At 62.7% G+C, this 26,798-nt stretch carries 20 protein-coding genes, 1 tRNA gene and 1 pseudogene; 10 read left to right on the top strand and 12 right to left on the bottom strand.

What is annotated here, in order from left to right:
- Entirely contained in the window at positions 1-2,013 is a 2,013-nt protein-coding gene (locus KW842_RS21395; RefSeq protein ID WP_218306152.1) for a S9 family peptidase, read from the bottom strand.
- A 144-nt stretch (positions 2,014-2,157) separates the two neighbouring features.
- Here KW842_RS21395 and KW842_RS21390 point away from each other — a divergent pair, with 144 nt between their 5' ends.
- From KW842_RS21390 to KW842_RS21375, 4 genes are all read left to right on the top strand, one after another.
- Positions 2,158-2,676, top strand: coding sequence for a YgjV family protein (locus KW842_RS21390; protein WP_218306151.1), 519 nt, complete (start codon positions 2,158-2,160; stop codon positions 2,674-2,676).
- A gap of 62 nt (positions 2,677-2,738) precedes the next feature.
- A complete protein-coding gene (locus tag KW842_RS21385; RefSeq protein ID WP_218306150.1) occupies positions 2,739-3,218 on the top strand; it encodes a hypothetical protein in 480 nt (159 codons plus the stop codon).
- 8 nt (positions 3,219-3,226) lie between these two features.
- Positions 3,227-4,153 carry an ABC transporter substrate-binding protein gene (locus KW842_RS21380; protein WP_218306149.1) on the top strand — a complete coding sequence of 309 codons (927 nt, stop codon included), beginning with the start codon at positions 3,227-3,229 and terminating at the stop codon, positions 4,151-4,153.
- 116 nt (positions 4,154-4,269) lie between these two features.
- Positions 4,270-5,856: a methyl-accepting chemotaxis protein gene (locus tag KW842_RS21375; RefSeq protein ID WP_218306148.1), complete on the top strand. Its 1,587-nt coding sequence runs from the start codon at positions 4,270-4,272 to the stop codon at positions 5,854-5,856.
- Here the strand turns inward: KW842_RS21375 and KW842_RS21370 are convergent.
- Positions 5,853-6,830, bottom strand: coding sequence for a DUF4424 family protein (locus KW842_RS21370; RefSeq protein ID WP_218306147.1), 978 nt, complete (start codon positions 6,828-6,830; stop codon positions 5,853-5,855). The genes KW842_RS21375 and KW842_RS21370 overlap by 4 nt on opposite strands.
- Positions 6,775-8,055 carry an acetamidase/formamidase family protein gene (locus tag KW842_RS21365; RefSeq protein ID WP_218306146.1) on the bottom strand — a complete coding sequence of 427 codons (1,281 nt, stop codon included), beginning with the start codon at positions 8,053-8,055 and terminating at the stop codon, positions 6,775-6,777. The genes KW842_RS21370 and KW842_RS21365 overlap by 56 nt, the downstream gene beginning before the upstream one ends.
- Before the next feature lie 153 nt (positions 8,056-8,208).
- Between KW842_RS21365 and KW842_RS21360 the strand changes: the two genes are divergently transcribed.
- The 3 genes and pseudogenes from KW842_RS21360 to KW842_RS21350 all read left to right on the top strand — a co-directional run.
- The gene (locus KW842_RS21360) at positions 8,209-9,645 is read left to right on the top strand and encodes a serine hydrolase (protein WP_218306145.1); all 1,437 of its coding nucleotides are present in this window, start codon (positions 8,209-8,211) and stop codon (positions 9,643-9,645) included.
- A 181-nt stretch (positions 9,646-9,826) separates the two neighbouring features.
- Complete coding sequence (locus tag KW842_RS21355) at positions 9,827-10,366, top strand: hypothetical protein (protein WP_218306144.1); 540 nt, start codon at positions 9,827-9,829, stop codon at positions 10,364-10,366.
- Positions 10,367-10,650: 284 nt separating this feature from the next.
- Positions 10,651-10,977: pseudogene (locus KW842_RS21350) on the top strand (helix-turn-helix domain-containing protein); the annotation flags it as partial.
- A 195-nt stretch (positions 10,978-11,172) separates the two neighbouring features.
- Here KW842_RS21350 and KW842_RS21345 read toward each other — a convergent pair.
- Positions 11,173-11,248 (bottom strand) — tRNA-Phe (locus KW842_RS21345).
- Positions 11,249-11,370: 122 nt separating this feature from the next.
- Between KW842_RS21345 and KW842_RS21340 the strand changes: the two genes are divergently transcribed.
- Positions 11,371-12,771: a M20/M25/M40 family metallo-hydrolase gene (locus KW842_RS21340; RefSeq protein WP_218306143.1), complete on the top strand. Its 1,401-nt coding sequence runs from the start codon at positions 11,371-11,373 to the stop codon at positions 12,769-12,771.
- 27 nt (positions 12,772-12,798) lie between these two features.
- On the opposite strand, the gene KW842_RS21335 is transcribed toward KW842_RS21340, so the two are convergent.
- The 4 genes from KW842_RS21335 to KW842_RS21320 all read right to left on the bottom strand — a co-directional run bounded on the left by KW842_RS21335 (position 12,799) and on the right by KW842_RS21320 (position 19,033).
- Entirely contained in the window at positions 12,799-14,094 is a 1,296-nt protein-coding gene (locus KW842_RS21335) for an alpha-amylase family glycosyl hydrolase (RefSeq protein WP_218306142.1), read from the bottom strand.
- An 11-nt stretch (positions 14,095-14,105) separates the two neighbouring features.
- Complete coding sequence (locus tag KW842_RS21330; protein ID WP_218306141.1) at positions 14,106-16,466, bottom strand: S9 family peptidase; 2,361 nt, start codon at positions 16,464-16,466, stop codon at positions 14,106-14,108.
- Between the two features lie 72 nt (positions 16,467-16,538).
- Positions 16,539-17,927 (bottom strand): MFS transporter, encoded by a 1,389-nt coding sequence (locus KW842_RS21325; protein WP_218306140.1) that lies wholly within the window; start codon positions 17,925-17,927, stop codon positions 16,539-16,541.
- Positions 17,924-19,033 (bottom strand): GlxA family transcriptional regulator, encoded by a 1,110-nt coding sequence (locus KW842_RS21320; RefSeq protein ID WP_229223831.1) that lies wholly within the window; start codon positions 19,031-19,033, stop codon positions 17,924-17,926. The genes KW842_RS21325 and KW842_RS21320 overlap by 4 nt, the downstream gene beginning before the upstream one ends.
- Before the next feature lie 50 nt (positions 19,034-19,083).
- Between KW842_RS21320 and KW842_RS21315 the strand changes: the two genes are divergently transcribed.
- Positions 19,084-20,541: a M20 family peptidase gene (locus KW842_RS21315; protein WP_218306139.1), complete on the top strand. Its 1,458-nt coding sequence runs from the start codon at positions 19,084-19,086 to the stop codon at positions 20,539-20,541.
- On the opposite strand, the gene KW842_RS21310 is transcribed toward KW842_RS21315, so the two are convergent.
- The 4 genes from KW842_RS21310 to KW842_RS21295 all read right to left on the bottom strand — a co-directional run bounded on the left by KW842_RS21310 (position 20,538) and on the right by KW842_RS21295 (position 24,570).
- Entirely contained in the window at positions 20,538-21,101 is a 564-nt protein-coding gene (locus KW842_RS21310) for a hypothetical protein (protein ID WP_218306138.1), read from the bottom strand. The two genes, KW842_RS21315 and KW842_RS21310, sit on opposite strands and share 4 nt — an antisense overlap.
- Positions 21,102-21,427: 326 nt before the next feature.
- Positions 21,428-22,135 (bottom strand): SDR family oxidoreductase, encoded by a 708-nt coding sequence (locus KW842_RS21305; RefSeq protein ID WP_218306137.1) that lies wholly within the window; start codon positions 22,133-22,135, stop codon positions 21,428-21,430.
- A 68-nt stretch (positions 22,136-22,203) separates the two neighbouring features.
- Positions 22,204-22,782 carry a TetR/AcrR family transcriptional regulator gene (locus KW842_RS21300; protein WP_218306136.1) on the bottom strand — a complete coding sequence of 193 codons (579 nt, stop codon included), beginning with the start codon at positions 22,780-22,782 and terminating at the stop codon, positions 22,204-22,206.
- A 60-nt stretch (positions 22,783-22,842) separates the two neighbouring features.
- Positions 22,843-24,570: a M14 family metallopeptidase gene (locus tag KW842_RS21295; protein WP_218306135.1), complete on the bottom strand. Its 1,728-nt coding sequence runs from the start codon at positions 24,568-24,570 to the stop codon at positions 22,843-22,845.
- A 156-nt stretch (positions 24,571-24,726) separates the two neighbouring features.
- Between KW842_RS21295 and KW842_RS21290 the strand changes: the two genes are divergently transcribed.
- Entirely contained in the window at positions 24,727-26,784 is a 2,058-nt protein-coding gene (locus tag KW842_RS21290; RefSeq protein WP_218306134.1) for a S9 family peptidase, read from the top strand.
- Positions 26,785-26,798: the final 14 nt, after the last annotated feature.

Here is a 26,798-nt window from a genome sequence, read left to right as displayed (position 1 = left end):
TTACTTGATCGCTTCAGCCAGGCCGGGGGCGAATTCGGCGCCGTGCTTGACTTGGGCGGTGGAGGCTTTGACTGCGCCGCCGATTGGTTCGGCGCGGCCGTTCAGGCATTTGGCCAGGAAGTTCTCGGTCACCGCCGCAAATGCGATGTTGTTGACCGGGCGCGCGAAGCCGTGGCCTTCATCCGGGAACTCGACGTAGGTGACCGGGATATTCTTGGCCGCCATCGCCTGCACGATCTGCTCCGACTCCTTCACATTGACGCGCGGATCGTTGGCACCCTGGCCGATCAGCAGCGGCCGCTGGATCTGGTCCACATAGTTCAGCGGCGAACGCTCCTTCAGCAGCGCGCGGCCGGCCTCGGTGGTTGGATCGCCCATGCGCTTGTAGAACTGCTGCTTGCCCGCTTCCCAGTACGGCGGAATGGTTTGCAGCAGCGTGAACAGATTGGATGGACCGACGATATCGACCCCGCAGGCAAAGCTGGTCGGCGTAAAGGTCAGCCCGGCCAGCGTCGCATAGCCGCCGTACGAACCGCCCATGATGGCCACCTTGTCCTCGGTGGTGACGCCGTTCTTCACCGCCCACTGCACCGCATCGATCAAATCGTCATGCATCTTGCGGCCCCATTGCAGGTCGGCGGCCGAAATGAAATTCTTGCCGAAGCCGGTCGAGCCGCGGTAGTTCACCGACAACACCGCGTAGCCGCGGTTGGCCAGCCACTGGTGATAGCTGTGATAGCCATAGTTGTCGCGTGCCCATGGTCCGCCGTGCACGAATAGCACCAGCGGCACCGGCTTGCCGGCCTTGCCGCTGCCGGAAGGATCGACCGCCTTCGGCAAAGACAGATACGATACCAGTGTCAGGCCATCGCGCGCCTTGATCTCCTGCGGATGCATGGCCACCAGCGGCGCGCCTTCCAGTTCTGGACGGCTGACATACAGTTGCGTCAGTTTCTTGGCCTTGCGGTCATACAGCCAGGTCGAGGCCGGCGCGGTGACCGGATCGAACTGCACCACCCATTTGTCATCCGCCTCGGTGCGCGAGCCGATATTGAACTGGCCCTTGTTCTGCTGCTTGAGGAAGGCCAGGTCAGCTTTCAGGTCCGCGTTCAGCGGCACATATTCCTGCTTCAGATAATCGACGCTGTAGGCCTGCACGCGGCCGGTACGCTTGTCGGTGATGGCACCGCTGATATCGGCGCGCGCATCCTCGGCCACCACGGTGGTCTTGCCGCTGGCGATATCCTGGGCGATCAGCGCGGCGGTGTTGCGGTTGCGCGCATCGGTCCAGTACAGGGTCTTGCCGTCGACCGTGAAGCCCCACGGATTGGTGGTCTGTGAATCATCCAGGCCGACCTCCACCAGCGGCGTGTCTTCGACCTTGCCGTCGGTGATGCGGAAATAGCTGGTGCCGCCATCCGGACGCGGCTTCTCGGCCAGGCGCAGCTTGAGCTGGTCGTCGGCAATAAAGCCGCCGTAGCCTTCGTTCTTCCAGACCAGCGTCAGCTTGCCGCTGGCCAGTTCCAGGCTATAGACATCGTGCCACTTCGGATCGCGGTTGTTGACGCCGACCAGAATGCGGTCCTTGATCTTGCTGCTGATGTGCAGCACCGAAGCACGGGTTTTCTCAAACGGCGTGTAATTGGTCTGCTTGCCGCTCTCGACATTCACGCCGTAGAGCAGGAAATTCTCATCGCCGCCCTTGTCCTGGATGAACAGCACCACGCTGGAATCCGGCGACCAGAAGCTGTTGCGGATCGGACGCTTCTTCTCGTCGGTCAGCGGCTTGGCCTTGGACAGGTCGCTGGCCGGCGCCACCCACACATTCAGCACGCCGTCGCGCGGCGCGATCCAGGACAGCCATTTGCCGTCCGGGCTGAGCTTGGCGGCGGTCTTGCTGGGATTACCGAAAATCTTGGCGCGCTCGATCAGCGGCACGTCGGCAGCGGGCGCCTGGGCATGGGCGGGCAGGACGCTGGCAAGCAATAGGACAGGCAAGGCATAGCGGATCATGGTTTCCCTCTTTCTCAGTAGTGGAGTGATAAGCATAGCAACTTTACATCGCTGTGCGTCATCCGCGCGACGAATGGCAACTGGCGTCGACAAACTGCGGATTCTGCGCCGCAGGCGGCAAGCTGATCGCGTATCATGCCGGCCATGATGATCGATTGGTTCTCGCCGGCGCAGTGCGTCGGCTATGTGGCGTTCGCGCTGGGTGTCGGCTCCTTCCTGCAGACGGATGACCGGCGGTTCAAGCTGTTCATGGCGGGCGAATGCTTCGCCTATATTGTGCATTTCGGCCTGCTCGGCAACCCGACCGCCGTGGCCAGCTCCACCATGTCCTTCCTGCGCTCGCTGCTGGCGCTGCGCACCCGCGCGCTGTGGGTGGCGGCGCTGGTGGTGGCGGCCAACCTGGCACTGGGACTGGCCCTGGCGAAGCAGGCCAGCGACTGGCTGCCGCTGCTGGCATCCTGCCTCGGCACGCTGGCGCTGTTCCTGCTGCAAGGCATTCCGATGCGGCTGCTGATGTTGTGCGGCACCTGCCTGTGGATCGCCAACAACGTGATCGCCGGCTCAATCGGCGGTACCGCGCTGGAAGTGGTGGTGGCCTGCGTCAATGCCAGCACCATGGTGCGCATGGCGCGCCAGAACAAGGCGCCGGCCGAGGCCATCTGACGTTCTTGCCTCGCGGCAATGTGTGCGGTATCGTAGCAGCTCTATTTTTACTGGAGTTCGCAATGACCGCCGCCAAACTGGAAATTCCTGAAGCTATCGTCAGCGCGCTGGGCGACTGGGTGCAGCGGGCGGCGGAGGAGGCCGGCGCCGGTCCGCGCGAAGCGCTGGCGCGCAGCGAGAGCGCGCTGGACGCCACCCGTGGCGAACTGGCCGACGTCAGCGCCGCGCGCGACGCCGCCCAGGCGCAAGCCGCCGCGCGTGACGAGGAAATCGAACAACTGATGGCCGAGCTGCGCAACGCCCGCAGCATCGCCACCGACGCGCTGGTCGGCAAGGCCAAGGACCAGCTGGCGATCGAAGGCAAGGACGCCCAGCTGGCCGACCTGCGCGCGCAGATCGAACGCAATGTTGCGGCGCAGGCGGCCGCCTCCGACGCGCGCCTGGCGGCCGAAATGGAACTGGTCGGCGCTGTCACCGCGCGCGACAACTACGCCGCCGAAATCAAGGAATTGCGCGCCCGGCTGGCCAACCGCCAGGGCTGACCGCGCCCATGACCGACCGCCGCCGCTTCCTGCTCGGCAGCGCACTGGCGCTGAGTGCCACCGGCCCAGCGTCCGTGTTCGCGCAAGCGCCGGGGCCGGCTTTGGCTTCGCCCCGCGCTTCGCCAGCCGCCGCGCCGCTGGTGCGCTATCCGCCCTCGGAGGCGGAAGGACTGGGCCAGGACAGCGAACACTATCCGGTGCGGCTGCTGCGCATGGCGCTGGCGCGTTCCGGCGAGGATTACCTGCTGCGCCCCAGCACAGTGATGATGCGGCAGAACCGCGCCCTGGCCGAGCTCAAAGGCGGCCGCGGGATCGACATCGCCTGGACCATGGCCTCCCAGCAGCGCGAGCGCGACCTGCTGCCGATCCGCATCCCGCTCGACATGGGCTTGATCGGCTGGCGCCTGCTGCTGATACGCGAACAGGACGCAGCCAGTTTTGCCGCGATCCGCCAGGCCGCCGACCTGCAAGCGCTGGACGCCTTGCAAGGCCACGACTGGCCCGACACCGAGATCCTGCGCGCCAACCACTACCGCGTGCAGACTGCCTCCGACTACGCCGGCATGTTCAAAATGCTGCAATCCGGCCGGGTCGACTACTTCCCGCGCGCGGTGTTCGAAGTATGGAACGAAGCGGCCGCCTTTGCCAACCAAGGGCTGATCGTCGCCCCCGGCCTGGCGCTGCACTATCCCAGCGCGTTTTACTTCTTCGTCAACAAAGCCAACACCGCATTGGCCACCGCCCTGCAACGCGGCCTGGAGTACATGCTGGCCGACGGCAGCTACGCCAGTCTGTTCCACGAGTATTACGGCGAGATGATCGCCCGCTCCACGCTCGACAAGCGCCGCGTGTTTGAGTTGCGCAACGCCTTGCTGTCACCCGCCACGCCGCTGGGACGGCGCGAGCTGTGGCTACGTCCCAACCGTGGTCGCTAGTGAAACACTAGCAATGAAAATTTCAGTAAGGAAATAAAAATTTGATCTAAATCAAAGTTTTGACCCCAGGCAAAAAGTTATTCTGTTGGGCGAAACATGATGAAAAGGTGAATCAAATGGGTATTTCCAACTTTAAAATCGGCACACGCCTGGCCGCGAATTCGGGCGCAATGATCGTCATCCTGCTGGCCTGCATCGGCATCGGTATTACCGTGCTGGGCAAGGTCAACGACGGCACCACGGCCATCGTCAAGGATGCGCTGCCCAAGTCCTTCCAGGCGACACAGTCGCTGACCGACGCCAACAGCATCGCCATCGCGCTGCGCAACACCATGTTGAGCGATAACGAAGACGACCGCCGCCAGCAGCGCGCCGCCATCGCCCAGGCGCAGCAGGCGCTGCAAGGCAAGCTGGACTGGCTACAGCAAAATCTCTATCTGCCCAAGGGCAAGGCCATCCTGGCGCGCGCGCTGGACGCCAACGAACAGTACAAGGCTGGCGTGGCGCACATGCTGAAGCTGATCGACAATGCCAGTGAAGCCGAGCAGAAAGCCTATCTGAACGGCACGCTACGGCCGATCTTCCGCAACTACCAGGCCACCATGGACGAGATGATCGCGTTCCAGGTGACGCGCATGAACAGCTACAGCGATAACGCCGCTGAAACGTACGCGCAAAGCCGGCTGCTGATGCTGGCGCTGGGCGCCGCCGCGCTGCTGGTGGCGGTGGGACTGGGCGTGTGGATCGCGCGCTCGATCACCCGTCCACTGCACCGCGCGGTGGCGGTGGCCAATACCGTCGCCGCCGGTGACTTGAGCAGCCAGATTGAAGTGCACAGCGAGGACGAAACCGGCCAGCTGCTGGAAGCGCTGCGCCATATGAACGACGGCCTGGTGCGCATCGTCGGCGAAGTGCGCGAAGGCACGACCTCGATCGGCAGTGCCTCGTCGCAAATCGCCGCCGGCAATCTCGACCTGTCGGCGCGTACCGAGCAGCAGGCCAGCGCATTGCAGCAGACCGCCGCCTCGATGGAAGAACTGACCTCCACCGTGCGCCAGAACGCTGACAACGCACAGCGCGCCAACGGCCTGGCGGCCAGCGCTTCGCAAGTGGCCAGCAAGGGCGGCGAGGTGGTGGCGCAGGTGGTGCAGACCATGGACTCGATCAATGCCTCGTCGAAGAAGATCGCTGACATTATCAGCGTGATTGACGGCATCGCCTTCCAGACCAATATCCTGGCATTGAACGCCGCTGTCGAAGCGGCGCGCGCCGGCGAGCATGGGCGCGGCTTTGCCGTGGTGGCGTCCGAAGTGCGCACGCTGGCGCAGCGCAGTGCAGCGGCGGCCAAGGAAATCAAGGTGCTGATTGACGGCTCGGTGGCGCAGGTGGACGCTGGCACCCAGCTGGTCGACCAGGCTGGCGCCACCATGCAGGACATCGTGCAAAGCATCCGCCGCGTGACCGACATCATGGGTGAAATCAGCGCTGCGTCGCATGAACAAAGCGCCGGCATCGAGCAGATCAACCACGCGGTATCGGAAATGGACAGCGTCACGCAGCAGAACGCAGCGCTGGTCGAGCAAGCGTCGGCCGCTGCCGCCGCGATGCAGGAACAGGCCGAGGCCTTGTCCGGCACAGTGTCCGTGTTCAAGCTGGACGCGCAGCCGGCCGCGCGCAAGCCGGTGGCGTTGCTGGCGGCTTAATTCAGCTTGGGCATCTGGCCGTCGTGCGGCGCGGCGGCCGGATCGACATTGCCGAAGTAGACCTCCAGGTCTTGTGTCGGGCGGAAGTTGCGCAGGCGGACCTGGAAGGTGGCGGCGTCGATCTTCCTGAAGCTGCCGGGGAAGCACAGGCTGACCAATTCATCCGGCGCCTGCTTGACGATATTCAGCGTGAAATCCTCAATACCGTTTTTCCAGGTGTTGCCGGTCTTAAGGATGTACGACACTTTGGCCGCGTTGAGGTAGTTGCCATCGTTGCGCGCCGCCAGCCGCTGCCAGCTTTTGAGGAAGGGCGCGTCGGCGCAGTAGCGCGCAGCGGTCTCCGCGTCCATGCCTGAGTTGCCGGGACCTGCCGCCACGAATGGCCGGTAGGCGTGATGCACGCGCAGCACCTGCCTGGCCGGGAATTTCTGCCGCCAGACATAGTTGACCTGAATGCTCCACAGCCGCTCCTCTTCATCGCTGGGACCCTGACCAATCAGCTTCAGCTTGAGCAGTTGCTGGCGCTGCTGTTCGCTGATCGGCGGCGCATTGGTGCCTGGCGCAAAACGCGAGTGATCGACAATCTGCGCGTCGCTTAAGCCGGCGTCGCGCAGCTGCGCGGTCACATCGGCATCGTCCAGAAAAGCTTGCACCACCGTGCGGAAGCCGACCGGCTTGCCGTTGACCAGAATCGAAAAGTCGCTGGGCTGGCCGTAGTAGGTATCGCTGGGCAGATTGGTCGCGGGGTAGGCGGGCAGCGGAAAGATGATGGTTTCTTCCACATCCTTGGCTGACTCGTTGACGAACTCGTAGTCCACACTGATGCGCTGATGGCTGACCGTCAGCACTTCCTTCTTCATGGCGATCGCATCGGTCTTGCCGAATACAATGCCGCCGGCGCTGACGGCGCCTATGCCGTCATTGGCGCTGGCCAGTAGCGGCAGCAGCAGGGCCGCCGTGAGGGTTATTTTCATGTAGCAGGGCTTTCTTGATTTTTGCGGCGACGCCGACACTGCGGCCAGCCAGATTGGCGACAGTGTATTCGACCGCGCCGCCCAGCACCACTGCGCTGTCGGAAAGACTGAGACCGTAGTCCTGCTGTAGCCATTGCGTCATGCCGGCCGTGGCCTGGCGCAGCGCGTCGTCCAGCGAACCGGCTTGGCCCAGCGTCATGATGTGCGTCGGCGATTCCACGCGTGGCATGCCGATGGCCTTGCCTTTGATGAGCTCCACGCGGAACTCCACGTCCATCGAGGTTTCAAGTGCGTACTGCGAAGTCTCGCCATCGCCTTGCAGCGCATGGGCGTCGCCGAGATACAGCAGTGCGCCGGGCTGCTGCACTGGCAGGTAGACCTTGTTGCCTGCGACGACTTCGTTGAAATCCATATTGCCGCCGAAGCGGCCGGTGTCGCCGGTGGAGAATGGCGGACCGTCGGGCGGCGCCACTGCCAGTCCACCCAGCATCGGCCTGACTGGCACGGCGAAACCGCGCAGCGCGCCACTGGCTGACTCGGGACTGGCCAGGCCGCGCTGGCGGTCCAGCTTCCAGCGCACCGGCTTGCCCAGCGTGCTGGCACGCGCCGCGAGGGCGGTGGTCTGCGCGCGGCCGACGATGGCGTCCAGGCTGTCGGCGTAGTCGCGGTTCAGTGTCAGCTTGAGCAGATGGACCACCAGCGTATCGCCAGCCTCAGCGCCCATGACGAAGAACGGGCCGGTCTGCGGATTGCCATATAGCGCGCGTGTGACGCCATGTTCATCGACGCCGCCGGAATCGATGGTGGTGGTGTGGATGGTGTCGCCCGGCCACACCGTCAACACCGGTGCGCGCGTGGCGCTGAATTCGTTCGCGTAGTCCCTGGGCGTGAACTCGTGCCGTTGCGGTGCGGCCGATGCGCGTTCCGGCAGGCGGCGTGCGCTGAAAGTATGACTGGCGCGTGCGTTGGCGTTATTCGTGTCGGGGAAATCGGCGCTGCCTTGCAGGCGGTCGGCGCTGGCGCTGCCCTTGTATGTATAGCGCTTGCCTTGCTTGTCGATGACGTTCAGCAGCACCTGGCCATGCTGGCGCGTGCCGCTCAGCGCATCGCCGTCGAGGGTGCCGGATAGCTTGCCGCCGGCGTCCTGAAAATGCAGTGTCATGTAGGACGGATTGCCCCAGCGATCAAGCTGCAGTAGCCAGCTTTCCGCCGCGTGTGACGACATGGCGGCGCCCAGTAAGACTATAAATAACGCGCTGCGCATGGCCTGCCTCGCAAAGTGGTGACCGGATCATCATAGCAGAGCTTGAAATAAGTAGAAAATATTTTCTACTTCATCTACACTCGCCTCATTCCCACTAAAGCGCATCGCGCGAGAATGATGAAAGCTGTCCTGACTGCCGCCGCATTCCTGGTCACCCTGCTGAGTGGCGCCACTGCGGCCGCCGCGCCGTCCGTGGCTGACGAAGTCCAACGCTACCTGCAAAGCGAAATGCGCGAGCGGCGCATACCGGGCTTGCAGCTGGCCGTGGTCCAGGGCGGCAAAATCGTCATGCTGAAGTCCTACGGAACGGCGGAACTGCCGCATGCGATTCCGGTCACGCAGCGCAGCGTCTTCTCGATCAACTCCGCCACCAAATCCTTCACCGGCGTCGCCATCATGCAATTGGCGGAGCAAGGCAAGCTGGATCTGGCTGCGCCGGTGTCGCGCTATCTGAAAGACTTGCCGACGGCGTGGCAGGCGGTGACCATCACCCAATTGCTGAACCATACGTCCGGCCTGCCCGACATCATTCATCAGCAGACCTGGCAAATCGCGTCAGCCAGCAATTGGGATGCGGCGTGGAAGCAAACGCAGGCGGCGCCAGTTGACTTCACGCCGGGAGAGCGCTTCCGCTATAACCAGACCAACTATCTGCTGCTTGGTCAAATCATCGACCAGCTGAGCGGGCAGCCATTCACGCAGTTTATTCGCCAGCGGCAGTTCGACGTGGCCGGCATGCGGCAGACCAGCTTCGGTGATGTGCAGGATGTGATTCCCGACAAAGCGCCATCCTATCGCCTGGATGCGGACGGCAAGACGCTGAAAGCGATGGTGGATGATTTCCCGGCGTTCCTGCGCGCTGGCGCCGGCATCAACACCTCGGCGGAAAATCTGGCGCAGTGGATCATCGCGCTGCAAAAGGAACAGATCGTGTCGAAGCAGGGATTGGCGCAGCTGTGGCGGCGCGGCCAGTTCAATAACGGCAAGGGTGCGCCATGGGCGCTGGGCTGGCCTGCGATCCGCGACAACGAATATCGTGCAGTAGCTGGCATCGGCGGCGCGCGCTCGGCCTTCTATGTCTATCCGGACAACGACCTGGCGATTGTAATCCTGACCAATCTGGCCGGCGCGGAGCCGGAGCAGATGATCGACGTGGTGGCCAGCTATTTCCTGCCGGGCCTGAGGAAGGTCAGCGGCGGCTATGCCACCTATCGCTTGCGCGAACAGGCGCAAGCGAGCGGGTTTGAACGTCTGGATGAAAAACTGGCGCAGTTGCGCAAGCAGTCCGATATCGCCCAGCCATCGGAAGACGCATTAAACGCCTGGGGCTACCGGCTACTGGGCGCAGGCCAAAAAGCGCAAGCCATCGCAATCCTCAGCCTGACGACGCGCCTGTATCCGCAAAGCGCCAACGCCTACGACAGCCTGGCCGAAGGCTACGAAGCCGCCGGCGAGCGCGAGCTGGCCATTCAGAACTACCGCCGCTCGCTGGAGCTCAATGCACAGAACACGCACGCGAGCGAGCGTTTGGGGGTGCTTCAGCCTAAATAAGCAGACCGTTTATTTCGCTCCGCTGCAATTGCCGGTTTCGCCGTTTTCAGGGGAGGGCGATTCACTTTGCAACTAATTATAGATTGTTGGTAACAAGCAAAACTCTGATCTCCGAAAAAAGGCTGGATTTTTCATTGTTTTCAGTGTAAATTTCGCTGTAAATAAATGAAACGGAAACGTTATGCCACAATTTATCAATGACATTGAAGGTAAGCCAGCTTTCGTCGTTATTCCTTATGCTGAATATTTACGCAGTCACGCTGGTACTGTTGGAGAGCCTGATGTATCTGCTTCGGACTCCATGCTTAGCGTCGATGGGCGATTCATTCGACTGCCGCATGGCGGGCAGGGCGCGCAGATTGATTTGGTACGGTTTGTGGATGCCTGGATGCGTCGTGGGACGATCTCTGTGCTCGCTATCAATAAGCGCCGCCAAGCTTATGAGAATTTTGAGGGAGACGCTCTAAACGGTCTAGATGCAATCGTACGGCGCTGTTTCCTGCCAACGGATTCACCTTACAAGAATACAATGCAGGCTACCACGGCTGTGGTGGACGCCTTTGTGGAGAGCGGACTTTTTTCCCGGAGCGTCGAGCAAATGAACGGATATTACCGCCCGGTGCAATGTATTCGGCTGAATGAAAGAAACGCAGCCGATTTCCTGCAAAAACACGGTAGACCGAATGATCCTCTAGATGTTCATCAATTTGTGTTGCCATAACGATTTGATTCGGCTGCCTCGGCGTTCTTATGTGCTATCAAACCGAATGGCATTACCAACGCAAGCTTATACAGAACTGGCGGTACAGCACACTCTGTCACCTGTATGTCAGAAATAAGCTCCGGACTGGCCGATGGCGAGCTGTCAAAAACCAACAATAAACGAGTTAAAGAATGATTGTTGATTTGCAGCGAAATCTGACCCACTTTGCCGCATAATTTGCAAACGAATTTGACCCACGTATAAGACACAATCCTGCTCAAGACATTGAGCGGGGAATTGGAGTGATCGACGTGGCATTACTAGGCATTATTCGACGCTGGCACATTCGTGACCAGATCCCCTTGAGAGAGATCGCCAGGCGTTTGGGCATCTCGCGAAACACCGTCCGGCGCTACCTGCGCTCGGAAACCATAGAGCCGGCCTACGCCGAGCGGCGCTCCAAGCGCGCCATCGACCAATACGCCTTCCAACTTTCGGCGATGCTCAAGACCGAGGCGGCGCGATCGCGCAAGCAGCGGCGCACGCTGAAACAGATCCACGAGGACTTAAAGGAATTGGGGTTCGAGGGGTCTTACGACAGGGTCGCGGCGTTCGCGAGGACCTGGAGGGAGGGTCCATTCGAGAGGGTCAATCCGGCCAGCAAACGCACAGGCTTTGAGCGAAGATGAGGATGCCCTCTTTCACTGGACTCCTAAGTAGTCGATGTAGTTCTCAGTTACCGGAAATATCCCGACACAAGGACTTTACGCCGCAAAAACAAAAACGCCGACCTTCACAGATCGGCGTTTTGCTTAGGATATTCTTGGTGGCCCGGGGCGGAATCGAACCACCGACACAAGGATTTTCAATCCTCTGCTCTACCAACTGAGCTACCAGGCCAAGGGCCGCAATTATAGCGACCCGTTCCGTGGTTTGGCAAGGGCCTGCTTGCACTTTTGTTGACAGCGCCATGGACGAGAGTTAAATTTGACGATTAAGCAATCTCATCTGACAGGGGAACTATGAAGAAGGCGGCTTGGTGGTTAGCAGGTTTGGCGGTGGCGGGCGTGGCGCATAGCGCCGAGCTGACGCCGGTGCAGAAGCAGATGCGCTCCATCTATCAGGAGCTGGTGGAGACCAATACCACCAATTCGGTCGGCTCCTGTACCTTGGCCGCGCAAAAGATGGCCAAGCGCCTGAAAGCCGGCGGTTTCAAGGACAGTGAACTGCAGATCATCATTCCGCCCGGCGGCCCCAAAAAAGGCAATCTGGTGGCGCGCCTGAAAGGCGACGGCAGCAAGAAACCGCTGCTGCTGCTGGCCCACATCGACGTGGTCGAGGCCAAGCGCGAGGACTGGGAGCGCGATCCGTTCAAGCTGGTGGAGGAAAACGGCATGTTCTATGCGCGCGGCGCGTCGGACGACAAGGCCATGGCCTCCGCCTTCGTCAACAATATGCTGCTGTACAAAAAAGAAAAGCTGCCGCTGAAGCGCGACATCATCATGGCGCTGACCTGCGATGAGGAACTGGTGCCGTCCGATTTCGACGGCGCCGAATACCTGGTCAATCATCACCGCGCGCTGGTTGATGCCGAGATCGTGCTGAACGAGGGCGGCGGCGGCTTGCTGGACAAGGAGGGTAAGCCGGTGCGCCATGGCATTCAGGCGGGCGAGAAGACTTATCAGAGCTTCCAGCTGGAGGTGACCAATCCCGGTGGCCATAGCTCGGCGCCGCCGAAAGAAAATGCCATCTACCGTTTGACGGACGGCCTGTCGCGCCTCGGCCAGTTCTCTTTCCCGTTCAAGCTGTCGCCGGTAACGCGCGCCTTCTACGAGCGCATGTCGGCCATCGAAAAAGGCCAGGTAGCGGAAGATATGAAGGCGATCCTGCAAGATCCGCCGGACCAGTCGGCGCTGGAGCGGCTGTATGCGGTCAGCCCGGTGCACAACTCCACCGTGCGCACCACCTGCGTGGCGACCAAGGTTGACGCCGGCCATGCCGACAACGCATTGCCGCAACGCGCGCGCGCCACCGTCAACTGCCGCATCCTGCCGGGCGAGCCAATCGCCGATGTGCAGGCCACGCTGCAGCGCGTGCTGGCCGACGACAAGATCAAGATCACCCGCATCGGTGAAGGCATCGAGAGCAGTATGCCGCCGATGACGCCTGCGCTGATGAAGGCGGTGGAAGAGATCAGCAACGATATGTGGCCGGGCGTGCCGGTGATACCGACCATGTCGACCGGCGGCACCGATGGACGCTTCCTCAACAACGCGGGGATCTGGACCTATGGCATCAGTGGCATGTTCCATGGCCCGGAGGGCAGCGGTGCGCATGGCTTGAATGAGCACATCCGCGTCAAGTCGCTGTACGACGGTCAGGAGTATTTGTACCGTCTGGCTAAGCGTTTGGCGACGGAATAAAAAAAGCGGCCGCGAGGCCGCTTTTGTTCAATCAGGGACGATAATGCGCCAGCGCCAGGGTTTGATGGTGGCGGGGCCGCCGTCGCCGGCCAGCTTGTATTTCTGCGGCAGACCGGTCGGGTTGACGATCACCCGCACATGGTTGGCGCCCTGCTGGCGTTTGAAGGCAAACAGCTGCTCGTTGCCGACATCCAGCAGCTGCACCGCGCCGCCCGCAGCGCCATTCCACAGCGCCTGGTTCTGCTTCTTCAGCGCGTTCAGGCCGGCGAAGAAGCCTTCCAGCTCGTAGTTCTTCCAGTCGATAGTATCTTTCTCGAAGAACGCCAGTTTCTTGTCCAGCCGTGCTTCCTGGCCGTTGTAGACCAGCGGGATGCCCGGCAGCGTGTAGCTCAGTACCGCCATCGCGCCCCATGCGTTGCCATACAATTCGCGGTCCGTGCCTTCCCACGAGTTGATGTCGTGGTTGCTGGTGAATTGCAGGCGGTAGCTGTCGCGCGCATAGCTCTTGGCGGGGCTGCTGATGTAGGCACGCAGTTCGGCGGCGCCGGCCTGGCCTTTGCCGATTTTTTTCATGATGCCGTTCAGCGTCCAGTCGTAGCTGGCGTCGAAGGCTTTGGCGTGCAGCGCCGGATCGTCGGCTTCGGCCAGCATGAACACCGGCTTGATTTTATCCAGCTGCGCGCGCGCCTGTTCCCAGAACTCGCTCGGCACCATGCCCGCCGCATCGGCGCGGAAGCCGTCCACGCCCACGTCCTTGACCCAGAACGCCATCGCCGAGGTCATCGCCGGCCACAATGCCTTGTTGCCGAAATCGAGGCCGATCACGTCGGCCCATTCCTCGGTTTCACCGGCGCCGTTCTTGAAGCTGACGGCGGCGATTTCGCCCTTGTCGTTTTTCTTGTACCAGTCAGGATGCTCGGTGGCCCATGGATGATCCCAGGCGGTGTGGTTGCCCACCCAGTCGAGGATCACATGCATGCCCAGCGCGTGCGCCTGTTTGACCAGCTTGCGCACATCGTCAACGCTGCCGAATTCCGGATTGACCGCGCGGTAGTCCTTCACCGCGTAGTAGCTGCCCAGCGCACCCTTGCGGTTTTGTTCGCCGATCGGATGCAAGGGCATCAGCCAGATGATGTCCACGCCCAGTTGCTTGAGGCGCGGCAGCGTGGCTGTGAACGCGTTCAGCGTGCCGTCCTGGCTGTACTGGCGCAGGTTGACTTCATACACATTGGAGCTGCGCGACCATGCCGGATGTTTTGGTTCGGCATGGGCGGCAGTGGTGAATAACGTCGCCAGTATCAGCGAAGCGGCAAGCTTTTTCATAACTCTCCTGTTTATTGTTTCAGGGTGCGTTCAAACAGCTGGTAGATGCGGCGGTATTCGTCGTACCACGCTTCCGGATGCACGAAGCCGTGACGCTCCAGCGGATACGACGCCAGTTCCCAGTTGTCTTTCTTCAGTTCGATGAAGCGCTGCGCCATGCGCACCGAATCCTGGTAGAACACGTTATCATCGATCATGCCGTGCGCGATCAGGATGTGGCCTTTCAGCTTGTCCGCATATTCGATCGGCGACGAGACTTTGTATGCTTCCGGGTCCAGCTCCGGCGAGTTGAGGATGTTGGCGGTGTACTCGTGGTTGTAGGTGGTCCAGTCGGTGACCGGGCGCAGCGCCGCGCCGGACTTGAACTGATCCGGTGCGCGCAGCAGCGCCATGAAGGTCATGAAGCCACCATAGCTGCCGCCGTAGATGCCGACGTTCTTGGCGTCACCCTGCTGGTTGGCCACCATCCAGTTCAGGCCATCGACGTAGTCTTCCAGTTCCGGATGGCCCATCTGGCGGTAGATGGCGGTGCGCCAGTTGCGCCCGTAGCCCAGTGAGGCGCGGTAGTCCATGTCCAGCACGATGTAACCCTGCTGCACCAGCAGGTTGTGGAACATCTGTTCGCGGAAGTAGACCGGATAGCGCTTGGTGACATTTTGCAGGTAGCCGGCGCCGTGGACGAACATCACTACCGGGTATTTTTTACCGGCTTCCAGCTTGGCCGGGCGATACAGCTTGGCCCAGACCGGATCGGCACCATGCGTCGATGGCACGGCGACGATTTCAGGCTGTATCCACTCGCGCGCCTTGAATTCGGCGCTGCGGGTGTCGGTCAGCTGGGTGACCGCGCCGCCGCTGCTGCTGACAGTACCGATCTGCGCCGGCATGTAGGCGGTGGAATAGCGCACCAAGAGCTTGCGGCCATCCGGCGACAGCGCGAAGCTTTCGACGCCGCCCAGCGTGGTCAGTTCCTTGACCGCGCCGTCCTTGGCGCTGGTCGAGCAGACTTCATAGGTGCCGGGCAGTTTGGGATTGCACATGAAGTAGGCGGTCTGGCCGTCAGCCGACCAGTTGACGTTGGACTCTTCCCATTTGCCCGAGGTGATCGCGCGCGCCTTGCCGTCCGGCGTTTGCAGGTAGAGGTGCGAGTAGCCGCTCTCTTCCGACTCGTACCACAGCGTGCTGTTGTCGGGCTGCCAGCCGAAGTCGTTGCCGCGATTGTTGACCCACGCAGCGTCGCTCAGGCGGTGCAGCGGTTTCAGCTTGGCGGCTGCCAGGTCGACGCCGGCGATCCAGCGGTCCTTGTTGTCGATCGCCTGCGCCATCACGGCGACGCGCGCACCGTTGGCGCTCCAGCGTATTGATTCTTCGCGGCCTTCAAATCGCACACCGCGATTGCCTTTCAGCGGGTCCAGCTTTTGCGCGGCGCGCATCGCGGCCAGCGGGTCTTCCTTGATGCCCGGCAGATCGTCCAGCGACAGCTCGGTGATCTTGCGCGTGGCGACATCCACCAGTTTTAGTTCGTGCTTGAGCGGGCCGGCTTCGCTGACGCGTTTGCGCTCATCGTCGGTTTCCTCGTAGCCGGATTCGGTGACGTACTTCGGCATCTTGCCGACCTTGCGCTTGTCGCCGTCCTTGACGGCGGTGACCACCAGCAGATAGCGGCCGTCCGGCGACAGCGAGCTGGTTTCGATGGTGACTTTCTCGCCCAGGTAGATCGGCAGCGGCGCGCGGGTCGCGTCGGCGGCGCGGTCGGCGTTGCGCTGGTCGCGGCTTTCATCCTTTTCCTGCTTCTGGCGCGCCAGCGTCGAGATCAGGCGCAGCTGCAGGTCGCGGCGGAAGTCGGCGTCTGGTGCGGCCTCAGGATCTTTGGCGGTGCGCAGCAGCGCGACCGGCGACACCAGGCGCTCGCTGCGGCTCCAGCTGAACCAGTCGCTGCCGACGCGGAACTGTATATGGTTGCCGTCGGCGGCGTACTGAGCGTCCGATGCGGCCGTGGTGCCGCGCACGATCTGCGTCAGCGCGCCGGTTTTCAGGTCGCGCTCAAACAGGTCGCCATTGCGCAGCAGAATGGCGCGCGTGCGTTCGCGGTTGTAGACCGGATTGTCGCTATCGAGATTGGCCAGCTGCTTGTCTTCCACGCGCTTGGCGGCTCCACCGTTGATCTGGAAGGTGTCGCGCACCACGGAGCCGGTGCGTTTCTGCTTGAAGTAGATCTGGCGGCTATCCCAGCCCCACCATGCGGATTCCACCGGGTTGCCGATCCAGTCCGGATTGGCCATGGTTTGATCGAGTGTGATGGCGGTAGGCGCCGCAGTGGCGGTGACGTTCGCCGCGATGGCAGTCGCTAGAAGAGGCAGTACAAAACGCATCGGTAGTTTCGCTTGTAGGTTGGGTGAACGGGAGCGCCGGATCGCGGCGCGTCCTCGATTTTAGCCCAACCGTTAGCTGCGGGCCATCTTGTCGGTTTGGCCATGGCCGGCATTGGGGCCGCCACGGCGCGGCGCCAGGCGCAAGGCCCACAGCAGGATCGCACCGGCGGCCAGGTATAGCACGATCAGCGCCGCCAGCAGGGCCGCGCTGTCGCCCCAGGCTTGTACATGCTCGCTGAGCGCAGGGCCGAAGGCGCCGCCCAGCAGGCCAAAGCTGCCCACCAGCGCGATGCCGGTGGCGGCGCGGCGGCGGTTCAGCAGCGAGGTGAGGATGGCCACCAGCAGCGGCGCGGCGGCGGCGATGCCCAGCGACGCCACCGATATGCCGGCCAGCGACCACGCCAGACTGTTGTCGGCGGCAATCGCCAGACCGAGGCCGCCGCTGGCCAGTACCATGCAGGCGATGAAGTGGCCGCGCCGCTCGCGCCGGCGGTCGGAGTCGTAGCCGATGGCGATCATGCCGATCACGCCGGCCAGATTGGGCAGCGCGGTCAGCAGGCCGGGCTGTATAGCGGCGCCAGCGCCCCAGCGTTGCATCAGCACCGGCAGCCAGAACATCAGCGCGTAGCTGGCGGCCAGCAGCAACAGGTTGGCCGCCGCCAGCAGGGCGATCGCGGGATCGCGCAGCAGCGACCAGATGGTGGCGAAGGTGGATGGTGGCTCGCCATCGTCGCTGGACGGGCTGCCATTCAGCGCCTCCTCGTCGCGCTCCAGGTCCTGTTCGATCATCTGCTGTTCAAACGAGGACAGCCAGCGCGCATCCTGCGGCTTGTCGTCCAGCCAACAGCAGGCGACGATGCCGAGCAAAGCAGCCGGCAGTCCTTGCAGCACCAGCATCCATTGCCAGCCACTCAGGTCGCCAAATTGGTGCATATAGTCCAGCGTGGCGCCGCACAGCGGCCCGGCCAGCACGCCGCCCATCAGCGCGCCGGAAGCGAAGATGGCAATCACGCGTGCGCGCCGCGAGGACGGAAACCAGTAGGTCAGGTAGAGGATCGCGCCGGGGAAGAAGCCCGCTTCAAACATGCCGAGCAAAAAACGGATCGCATAGAATTCCACCGGCTCGCGCACGAAGGCGCCAACGGCGGCGGTGACGCCCCAGCACAGCATGATGCGCAGCAGCGTCTTGCGCGCGCCGATTTTTTCCAGCAGCAGATTGACCGGCAAGGCGAACAGGCAGTAGCCGACGAAGAAAGCGCCCGCACCCCAGGCGTATACCTGGTTGCTGAAATCCAGCTCGGCGCCCATGTGCAGTTTGGCGTAGCCGACGTTGACGCGGTCCAGGTAGGCCACTGCGTAGCACAGCATCAGCAGCGGCAGCAGCCGCCAGCTGACTTTGCGGTAGATGGCGTCCATGCCGGCCGCGCCGCGCAGATGCAGGATCTTGGCGCCATGGCTCATGCGAGTGCCCTTTGCGATTTCTGTTCCACCTTCCAGTGCGGCCGGCGCGCACGCAGCGTGAAGCGCTGCCGGTACACGCTGGGATTCATGCCGGTGGCCTGATGGAACAGGCGGCGGAAGGAGCCGGCGTCGGCGTAGCCGCAAGCGGAGGCGATGGTGTGGAAGTTATGCAGCGAGACTTCCATCATCACCTTGGCGCGTTCGACGCGCAGCTTGTGCAGGTATTCCAGCGGCGTCATGCCGACCGCCTGGCGGAAATGGCGCAGCAGCGTGCGTTCGCTGGTGGCGGCGGCTTCGGCCAGCACTTGCAGATTGTAAGGCTGTTCCAGATTCGTTTGCAGCCACTGCGTGGCGCGGTACACCGGGCTGTCTGCAGTGGGCGTGAGCCAGGCGCCGGCGAGATCGGCGGTGATCTGCTGGCGGCGCTGCTGATAGCCGAGCACTTGCAGGCAGGCGTGCATCAGGTCCGGATCGAGCAGGCGCCCGAGCAGCGCGGCGATGAACTCTGTTTGCAGCGCCGGCGCCACGCAGGTGAACAGCGTAGCGTGGAAGGACATCGCTTCATCGGTATCGAAGTCACAATCGGGGAACTGGAGCTTCATCCACGATTGATAGGCCCATGGCGGCGCGCAGCGCAAGCCGTTCAGCAGTCCGAGGCGGGCGGGCAGGGCGATGCCGGTGAAGCAGGCGGCCAGCAGTCCGCCGCGCATGGTGTGATCTTGCAGCAGGGCCAGCGCTTGCGGATGCTGCGCGACGATGTCGCCCAGATGCGGCGCATTGCGGGCGCTGAGGCCGGGCACGATGATCAGCGTGCGTTGCGGCGGCAGTGCACGCACGGACGGCTGCTGGGTTCTGGCCATGGCGCCGGCGTTCAGTGGTTCCTCCACACCGGGCGGCGTCAGCACGCGCCAGGTCAGCGGCGGCGCGCCGTGTGGATTGCGCAGATGGAGTATGCCGGCGGCGGTGTTCAGCACATCGATTGCGGCAAACAGATTGCCCGGCATGGCTTCCGGTAGCCATAGCAGCTGCACATCGAGGGGCACGGGGCCGGTGGCGGGATTGGTCTGCATATTGGCGATATTAGCTGCACGATATTGCTTAGGCAAGCTTTAGAATCGTGCGCTGCGACCCAAAACAACAACCTGGATTTCTTCTTATGCTGAAGCGACTTTTGACTGCCGTAACGCTGGCGATCGCCATCCTGATCGCGGCGCTGGCATGGAACACCTGGCGATTGCCGTCGCGCCAGATCGATGTGAAACCGGTTGCGGTTTTGGCGCTGGAGCGTGATGCGGTGGCAGCGCGGCTGGCCGGTGCACTGAAGTTCCGCACCATCGCCGACGCCGCCTCGGCCGACATCAACGCCGACGAATTCACGCGCATGCAGGCTTACTTGCAGCAAGCCTTTCCACGCCTGCACGCGACGCTGAAGCGCGAAATGATCGGCCATAGCATGCTGTTCACCTGGCCGGGCAGCGAGCCGCAGGCGCAGCCGGTGATGTGGCTGGCGCACCAGGATGTGGTGCCGGTGGCGCCGGGCACGGAAGCCAGCTGGCGGCAGCCGCCGTTCGACGGCGTGGTCAAGGACGGCTTTGTCTGGGGACGCGGCTCGTGGGACGACAAGGGCAGCCTGGTGGCGCAGATGGAGGCGGTGGAAACCTTGCTGGCGGCAGGCTTTCAGCCGCGCGCCACGCTATACCTGGGCTTTGGCGCGGACGAGGAGGTGGGTGGCCGGCGAGGCGCGGTGGAAATTGCCCGGCTGCTCAAGTCGCGCGGCGTGAAACTGGATTATCTGCTGGATGAGGGCATGCTGGTCACGCAAGGCCTCATGCGCGGCATCAGCAAGCCGGTGGCGCTGGTCGGCGTGGCGGAGAAGGGCTATGCCAGCGTCAACCTGTCGGTGAGCACCGCGCCGGGGCACTCGTCGATGCCGCCGCAGAAAACCGCCATCGGCACGATGAGCGCCGCGCTGGCGGAACTGGAGCGCAAGCAGATGCCGGCCGAATTCACCGGCGTGGCGCGCGAGATGTTCGATACGGTGGCGCCGGAGATGCCGCTGATGAATCGCGTGGTGCTGTCGAATTTATGGCTGTTCGCGCCGCTGGTGCGCAGGCAGCTGGAGCAATCGGCCGGCACCAACGCGGTGCTGCGCACCACCACCGCGCTGACCGTGGTCCACGCGGGCAACAAGGACAATGTGCTGCCGGGCCGCGCCGACGCGGTGGTCAACTTCCGACTGCGGCCGGGCGATACGGTGGCTGGCGTGCTGGATCACGTCAAGCAGACGATTGATAACGAGGCGGTGCACGCCGCGCTGGATGCGGGATCGTCCGAGCCGTCGCGCGTGTCGCCGGTGGCGTCGGCGCAATATGGGCTGCTCAACCGCACCATCCGTGAAGTGTTCAGCGATGCGGTGGTGGCACCGGGGATTGTCATCGGCGCCACGGATGCGCGGCATTACCAGGGCCTGAGCGAGCATGTGTACCGCTTCTCGCCCGTGCGCGCCGGGCCGGACGACTTGCCGCGCTTTCACGGCACCAATGAGCGCATCGGCATCGACAACTATCTGGAGGCGGTGCGCTTCTACGTGCAATTGGCGAAGAACGGAAGCTAGACCGACGCCGCGCCGTAGCCGGCCAGGTCGCGGCGTGGCCGCAGCTCCGGCCGCGATGCCGCGTCGTCGTCATCCTGGGCCAGGAACTTGCTGCCGATCTCAAACCACTCTTCGCTGGAGATCACTTTTTGCGCCAGCGGCAGCAGCTCCTGTTCTTCCTTGTCCAGCCGCTTCAGCAGGTTCTGGCAATACAGGTCTACCGTCTTGCACAGGAATTTGCCTTGCGTGGCGCTGCGGCGCATGGCGCGGCGCAGGCAGCGGTAAACGGCGTTGAGCATGGCGCTGCCACGCTTACTCAGCGATTCCAGATCATTCATGAGCGGCGTGCAATTCGGCTCGGCGGCGCGCACGGCGGGCATCAGGCAGGCTTCGACCTTGCGCTGGTGGCGCGCCTCGGCAAAGCTGGTGAGCTGTTTCAGTTGCGATTCTATGAACACAGGATCGATTTCCTGCGGACGGCGCGCGATCGACTGCACGTATTGCAGCAAACGCGAAATAAAGTGGCGTTCTTTCTTTTGCTCGATAGAGAGTGTCAACAAGACATAGGTGGCAGTAAGCATGGCGTTTCCCGGATTTCGTGTGACTTCGGCTGCGCGGAGGTCGTCGCAGAGGAGCCGACGCGCCCGAGGTGAAGCTGACACCTTAGCGCGACAGTAGGGCTCATACAACGCCGATTTACAATTGTTCACAACTGGTTGTGAGGCAATACAAAGCGAAGCATTACCGGCGGGGAAAACGAATTGCGCACACGTCAAGCCGGCAGGTACGTGCGAATTTTCACCTGGCTGAGAACCTGATTATGCCCTGTTTTATCCTGCGAAAATACGCGATTTCTAGCACCACCCGAAAAATTTTTTCTATCGAATTCCCCATTGACCCCGGATTTTTAGGTGCGGGGTTCGCCGAGGTAGAAGGCGCGCGGGGCGGCGAAGCTGGCGCGGACTTGCTGCGATACCTGGTCGGTCAGCACTTCGTCTTCGTTGGCTTCCAGGGCGGTGACGATGGCTTGGGCGATGACGGCTGGCGACGATTTCGGGGCGTCGACGCCGGCGGTCATGTCGGTGTCCATATAGCCCATGTGCGCACCCAGCACCTGGGTGTTTTGCGCGCGCAATTCGCCGCGCAGGCCGTTGGTCAGCGCCCAGGCCGCTGCTTTCGATGCGCTGTAGGTGCCGGTGGTCGGGAAGCTGGCCCAGCTCAGCGCCGACAGGATGTTGATGATGGCGCCGCCGCCGTTGCGGCCCAGTACCGGTGCGAAGGCATTGCTCAGCGCCAGCGGTGCGAAGAAGTTGGTTTCCAGCTCGGCCCGCGCGGCGCTCAGCGCGTCCGGGCCGGTGACGCCGCCCACGACGTGGATGCCGGCGTTGTTGATCAGGATGGTCAGGTCGGGGATCGCTTGCACGGCGGCGGCGATGTCGGCGGCGCTGGTGACATCCAGCTTGATCGGCGTGACGCCGGCGATGTCGACCGATTCAGGCTTGCGGGCGGCTGCGTAGACTTTGCGCGCACCGGCTTTTACTGCGGCCTGTGCCAGGGCTTTGCCCAGGCCACGGTTGGCGCCGGTAATCAGGACGACGGAGTCTTTGAAGTTCATGATATTTCCTTTCAGGTGAGTTAATTAACTTAATATGACCGGTCGTCTTAAAATCGACCGAAAAAAAATCAGTGCAACAATTGATTCAATGCTACCCGGGCAAACCGTTCCAGCGGTGCGCGGCTTTGTTCGGCTTTGGCGCGCAAGACTGCGCCTTGCCAGGCATCGTTGATGAAACCGGCCAGTTCTTCCGCCGGCAGGCTGGCGCTGATGCTGCCATCCTGCTGGCCTTCGGCGATCACCACCGCCAGCGCCGCCGTCGAACCGCCGAAGGCGTCGCGCATGGCGCTGCGCATGGCCGGGATCTGGTTGGACAGCTCGGTGCTGAAGTTGCCCAGCATGCAGCCAAAGTTGTATTCATTGGCGGCGTTGCCCGCGATCATGCCTTCGAAATACTGTTGCAGCCTTTGCAGCGGCGCCAGCTTGCGGTCGCGCAGCACGCCAGCCAGCACGCCCACGCCATCGACGTAACGTTGCAATACTTCCAATCCCAGCGCTTCCTTGCTGGAGAAGTGGTTGTAGAACGAGCCTTTCGGCACCCCCGCAGCGTCGGTGATGTCCTGGACGCTGGTGGCGTTGAACCCCTTGCTGTGCAGCAGGTTCGCGCTGGTGGTGAGGATTTGCTCTTTAACGTTTGCTTTAGCCATGGGTTCAATATGACCGGTCGTCTTGAATAAGTCAAGGAGTTTTTTAAACTCCTTGAAAAATTAGCGCAATTCGCGGTACACCGGATACAGCCAGCGGGCGCGCGGGGCGTAGTCGGAACGGGCTTCCCACCATGCCAGCCGGGCTGCCGGATTGGCGGCCAGCGCGGCATCTTTGCCGACGGCGTCCAGGAACTCGGCGCGCAGCGTCGGATTGCTTGCCATCATCTGGTCAGCCAGCGGCGCCAGCAGGTGCTTCGGCATGCGCCATTCGGACGCCAGCGCCTGGTCGAACAAGCCGTGCGCCAGGAAGGAGTCGTCGCTTTCCGCTTCCAGCAGCGCGGCCGCCAGCAGGTGATACGGTTGCGCGGCCGGAATGCGCACCGAGCCGGCCGGCAGGGTGATCTGCTGCAATGAGCGGGCGCCGCCGCGTTCCTTGCCGGACGCCATGCGCGTGGTTTCCAGCGCCACCGTGCGCGGCGTTTGCGTGGTTTCCATCGCGATGCCGTGCGCGCGCAGCGCGGCGATCAGCGACTGCTGCCCGGCGCTGATCCACCAGGCTTGCGGCAAGCTCACGTCCAGCGTGGAGCGCACGCCGTATACCGGCAGGCTGACATCCTGTGGCTCGCCGGCCCAGCGCAGTTCGCGCGCGCCGGATGCCAGCGACTGGTAGGCCTCGTAGCGATAGCCTTTGAAGGTGCTGGTGCGCAGCGGCAGCGGGTCGCGCTCCCAGCGCACCATCAATTGCGCCGGCCGCGCAGCGCGGTCCTCGGCCTTGGCGGCGGCGATGCGCGCCCGCTCGCGGCCCACGGTGAGGATGGATTGCTCCAGCAGCACATAAGTACCAAGCACGCGCCGCTTGTACGGCTTCATGGTGTGGTTCTCCACAAGCACCGTGGGCACGCCGATAAAGTCGCCGTAGCCGGTCGAGTAGCGCGGCCCTTCGGCGCTGATGCGCAAGCCCTGGTCCGGCGCGCTTTCGTTGATCCAGCTCGGATAGATCGCCGGCAGGTGGCCCTGCTGGCTGAGCGCCGCGCTGACCTCGTCGCTGTAGGTGCCCATCAGCCACTGCGCGGTGGCTTGCGAGCGCGCATATGTGCCCCAGCCGGCGAAGGTGTAGGTCACGTCGTATTGGTAGTCGGTGCCATCGCTGACGTGCACGTCGATGTACAGCGCTGGATCGTAGCGTTGCAGCAGCTTCACCACGGCGGCGATCTCCGGCGATTGCAGACGCGCGTAATCGCGGTTCAGGTCCAGCCCCTGCGCGTTGGTGCGGCTGCCTTTGATCTGCGGGCCGCGCTGGCTGGGCCGGCCCAGCGGGCTGGCGTCCTCGTGGCCGTCCACATTCAGGATCGGGATGAACACCAGGTCGACCTGATCGAGCAAGTCATCGCGGCCGCCGAAGGCGATATCGCGCAGCAGCATCAGTCCGGCATCCTTGCCGTCGATTTCGCCGGAATGGATGCCGGCCTGGATCATCACCACCGGCTTGTTGCCGCCGGGCTTGCGCACCAGTGCGTAGACCAGGTCACGCCCTTGGTAGGACTTGCCGAAGATATGCACGGAAATCTTGTCGCTGGCGCCTGCCAGTGCCCGCAAGTATTGCAGCGTGGCCGCGTAGTCTGGCGAGGTGGTGAAGCCGGAGCGCTCGGCGGGCGTGATCCAGCGGGAGCCGGCTTCCGCCACCAGCTTCTCGCTGGCGCCGTGCCAGGCGGCTGGCGGAGGCAGGACTTCAAGCGCGGCGACGCTGGCGCTCAACAGCGTTAAACACAAGGCAGGGATAATCTTCATACGCAACAGTGTTGCATTAATAGGGCGGTTTGCGCAAGCCTAAAGTAGCGTAAAGTAACAATTTCCTGCCAACATGCCGCTGCGCCTCGCGCTCTTGGTATGATCTGCGATGCCCGGCCACAAGCCGGTATATTTCTTATAAATCGGAGAGATCGAATGAGATTCCCCTTGCTGCTGCTGAGTACCGCGATTGCGGCCAGCGCAACGGCCGCGCCGCGCGGCTTTACCGTAGAAGACCTGGTCAAGATGGAGCGCGTGGGCAACCCGGTGCTGTCGCCGGACGCAAGCCGCGTGGTGTACACCGTGCGCACCACCGACATGGACAAAAACCGTGGCAACGTTCAGCTGTATCTGCTGGATTTGCGCCATCCGCAAGCCGCGCCGGTACGCCTGACCCAGGCCGCTGCCAGCAGCAGCGATCCGGCCTGGTCGCCGAATGGCGATGCGGTGTATTTCCTGTCGGGCCGTTCCGGCTCATCGCAGGTATGGCGCCTGCCGCTGAGCGGCGGCGAGGCCAGCAAGGTGACCGATCTGCCGCTGGACGTGGACAACTTCCGCCTGTCGCCGCAGGGCGACCGCCTGCTGTTCAGCATGTCCGTCTACCGCGATTGCGCCGATCTGGCGTGCAGCAAGCAGCGCCTCGATGAGCAGGCCAAGGTCAAGGCCAGCGGCAAGGTGTACGACAAGCTGTTCGTGCGTCACTGGGATACCTGGGCCGATGGCCGCAACAATGTGCTGTACTCGGCGCCGATCGACGCCAGCGGCAAGGTCAGCGCGCAGCCGGTCAGCCTGAGCGGCGCGCTGGATGGCGATGCGCCGTCCAAGCCGTTTGGCGACAACGGCGAGTACCAGTTCAGCCCGGACGGCAAGACCGTGGCCTTCTCGCTGCGCGTTGCCGGCCGCACCGAGGCATGGTCGACCAACTTCGATGTCTACACCGTGCCCGCCACCGGCGGCACGCCCAAAAACCTGACCGCCGACAACCAGGCGTGGGACACCAAGGCCACTTATTCGCCGGACGGCAAAACGCTGGCCTATGTGGCCATGGACAAGCCGACCTTTGAGGCCGACCGCTTCCACCTGGTGCTGATCGATGTCGCCAGCGGCAAAAAGCGCACTGTCGCCGATAGCTGGGACCGCTCGATCGCCGATTTCCGCTGGACGCCTGACAGCAAGGCCATCCTGGCTGTCGCCGACGACATCGGCCAGCACCGCCTGTTCTCGATCGATGCTGCCAGCGGCAAGGTCAATGCGCTGACCGGCAAGGGCTATGTGGGCGGCTTCGACGTGGCCAAGGACACCATCGTCATGGCGCAAGCCAGCCTGACCTCGGGCGCGCAGCTGTTCAAGTTCAAGCTGGGTACGCCGGGCGAGAAGGCTGAGCAACTGACCAAGCTGAATGAGGCAGCGCTGGCCGACGTCAAGTTCGGCGAGTATGAACAGTTCTCCTTCACCGGCGCCAATGGCGACACCGTCTATGGCCACGTCATGAAGCCATGGAACGCGCAGCCTGGCCAGAAATATCCGGTGGCCTTCCTGGTACATGGCGGCCCGCAGGGCAGCTTCGGCAATTCCTGGAGCTATCGCTGGAATCCGCAGGTGTACGCCGGCGCTGGCTATGCGACCGTGTTCATCGACTTCCATGGTTCGACCGGCTATGGCCAGAAGTTCACTGATTCGATCAGCGGCGACTGGGGTGGCAAGCCACTGGAAGACTTGCAGAAAGGCCTGGCGGCTGCGGTGCAGAAGTTCCCATGGCTGGACCGTGAGAACAGCTGCGCGCTGGGCGCCTCGTACGGCGGCTTCATGATGAACTGGATACAGGGTAACTGGTCCGACGGCTTCAAATGCATCGTCAATCACGACGGCGTATTCGACACGCGCGGCATGGCTTACTCGACCGAAGAAATCTGGTTCACCGAGTGGGAAAGCGGTGGCCCTTATTACGACGTTCCGCAGCAGCACGAGAAGTTCAATCCGGCGCTGACCGTCAAGAACTGGAAGACGCCGATGCTGGTGGTGCAGGGTGACCTGGACTTCCGTATCCCAACCGCGCAAGGCCTGGGCACGTTTACTGCGTTGCAGCGTCGCGGCATTCCAAGCAAATTCCTGTTCTTCCCCGACGAGAACCACTGGGTGCTGAAGCCTGCCAACTCGGTGCTGTGGCATCACACCGTGATCGATTGGCTGGACACCTATACCAAGAAAAAATAACCCCGTCATTCCCG

The sequence above is a fragment of the Duganella sp. sic0402 genome, assembly GCF_019219065.1.
GTDB lineage: Bacteria > Pseudomonadota > Gammaproteobacteria > Burkholderiales > Burkholderiaceae_D > Rugamonas.
This window is presented reverse-complemented; position numbering and strand designations above follow the sequence as displayed.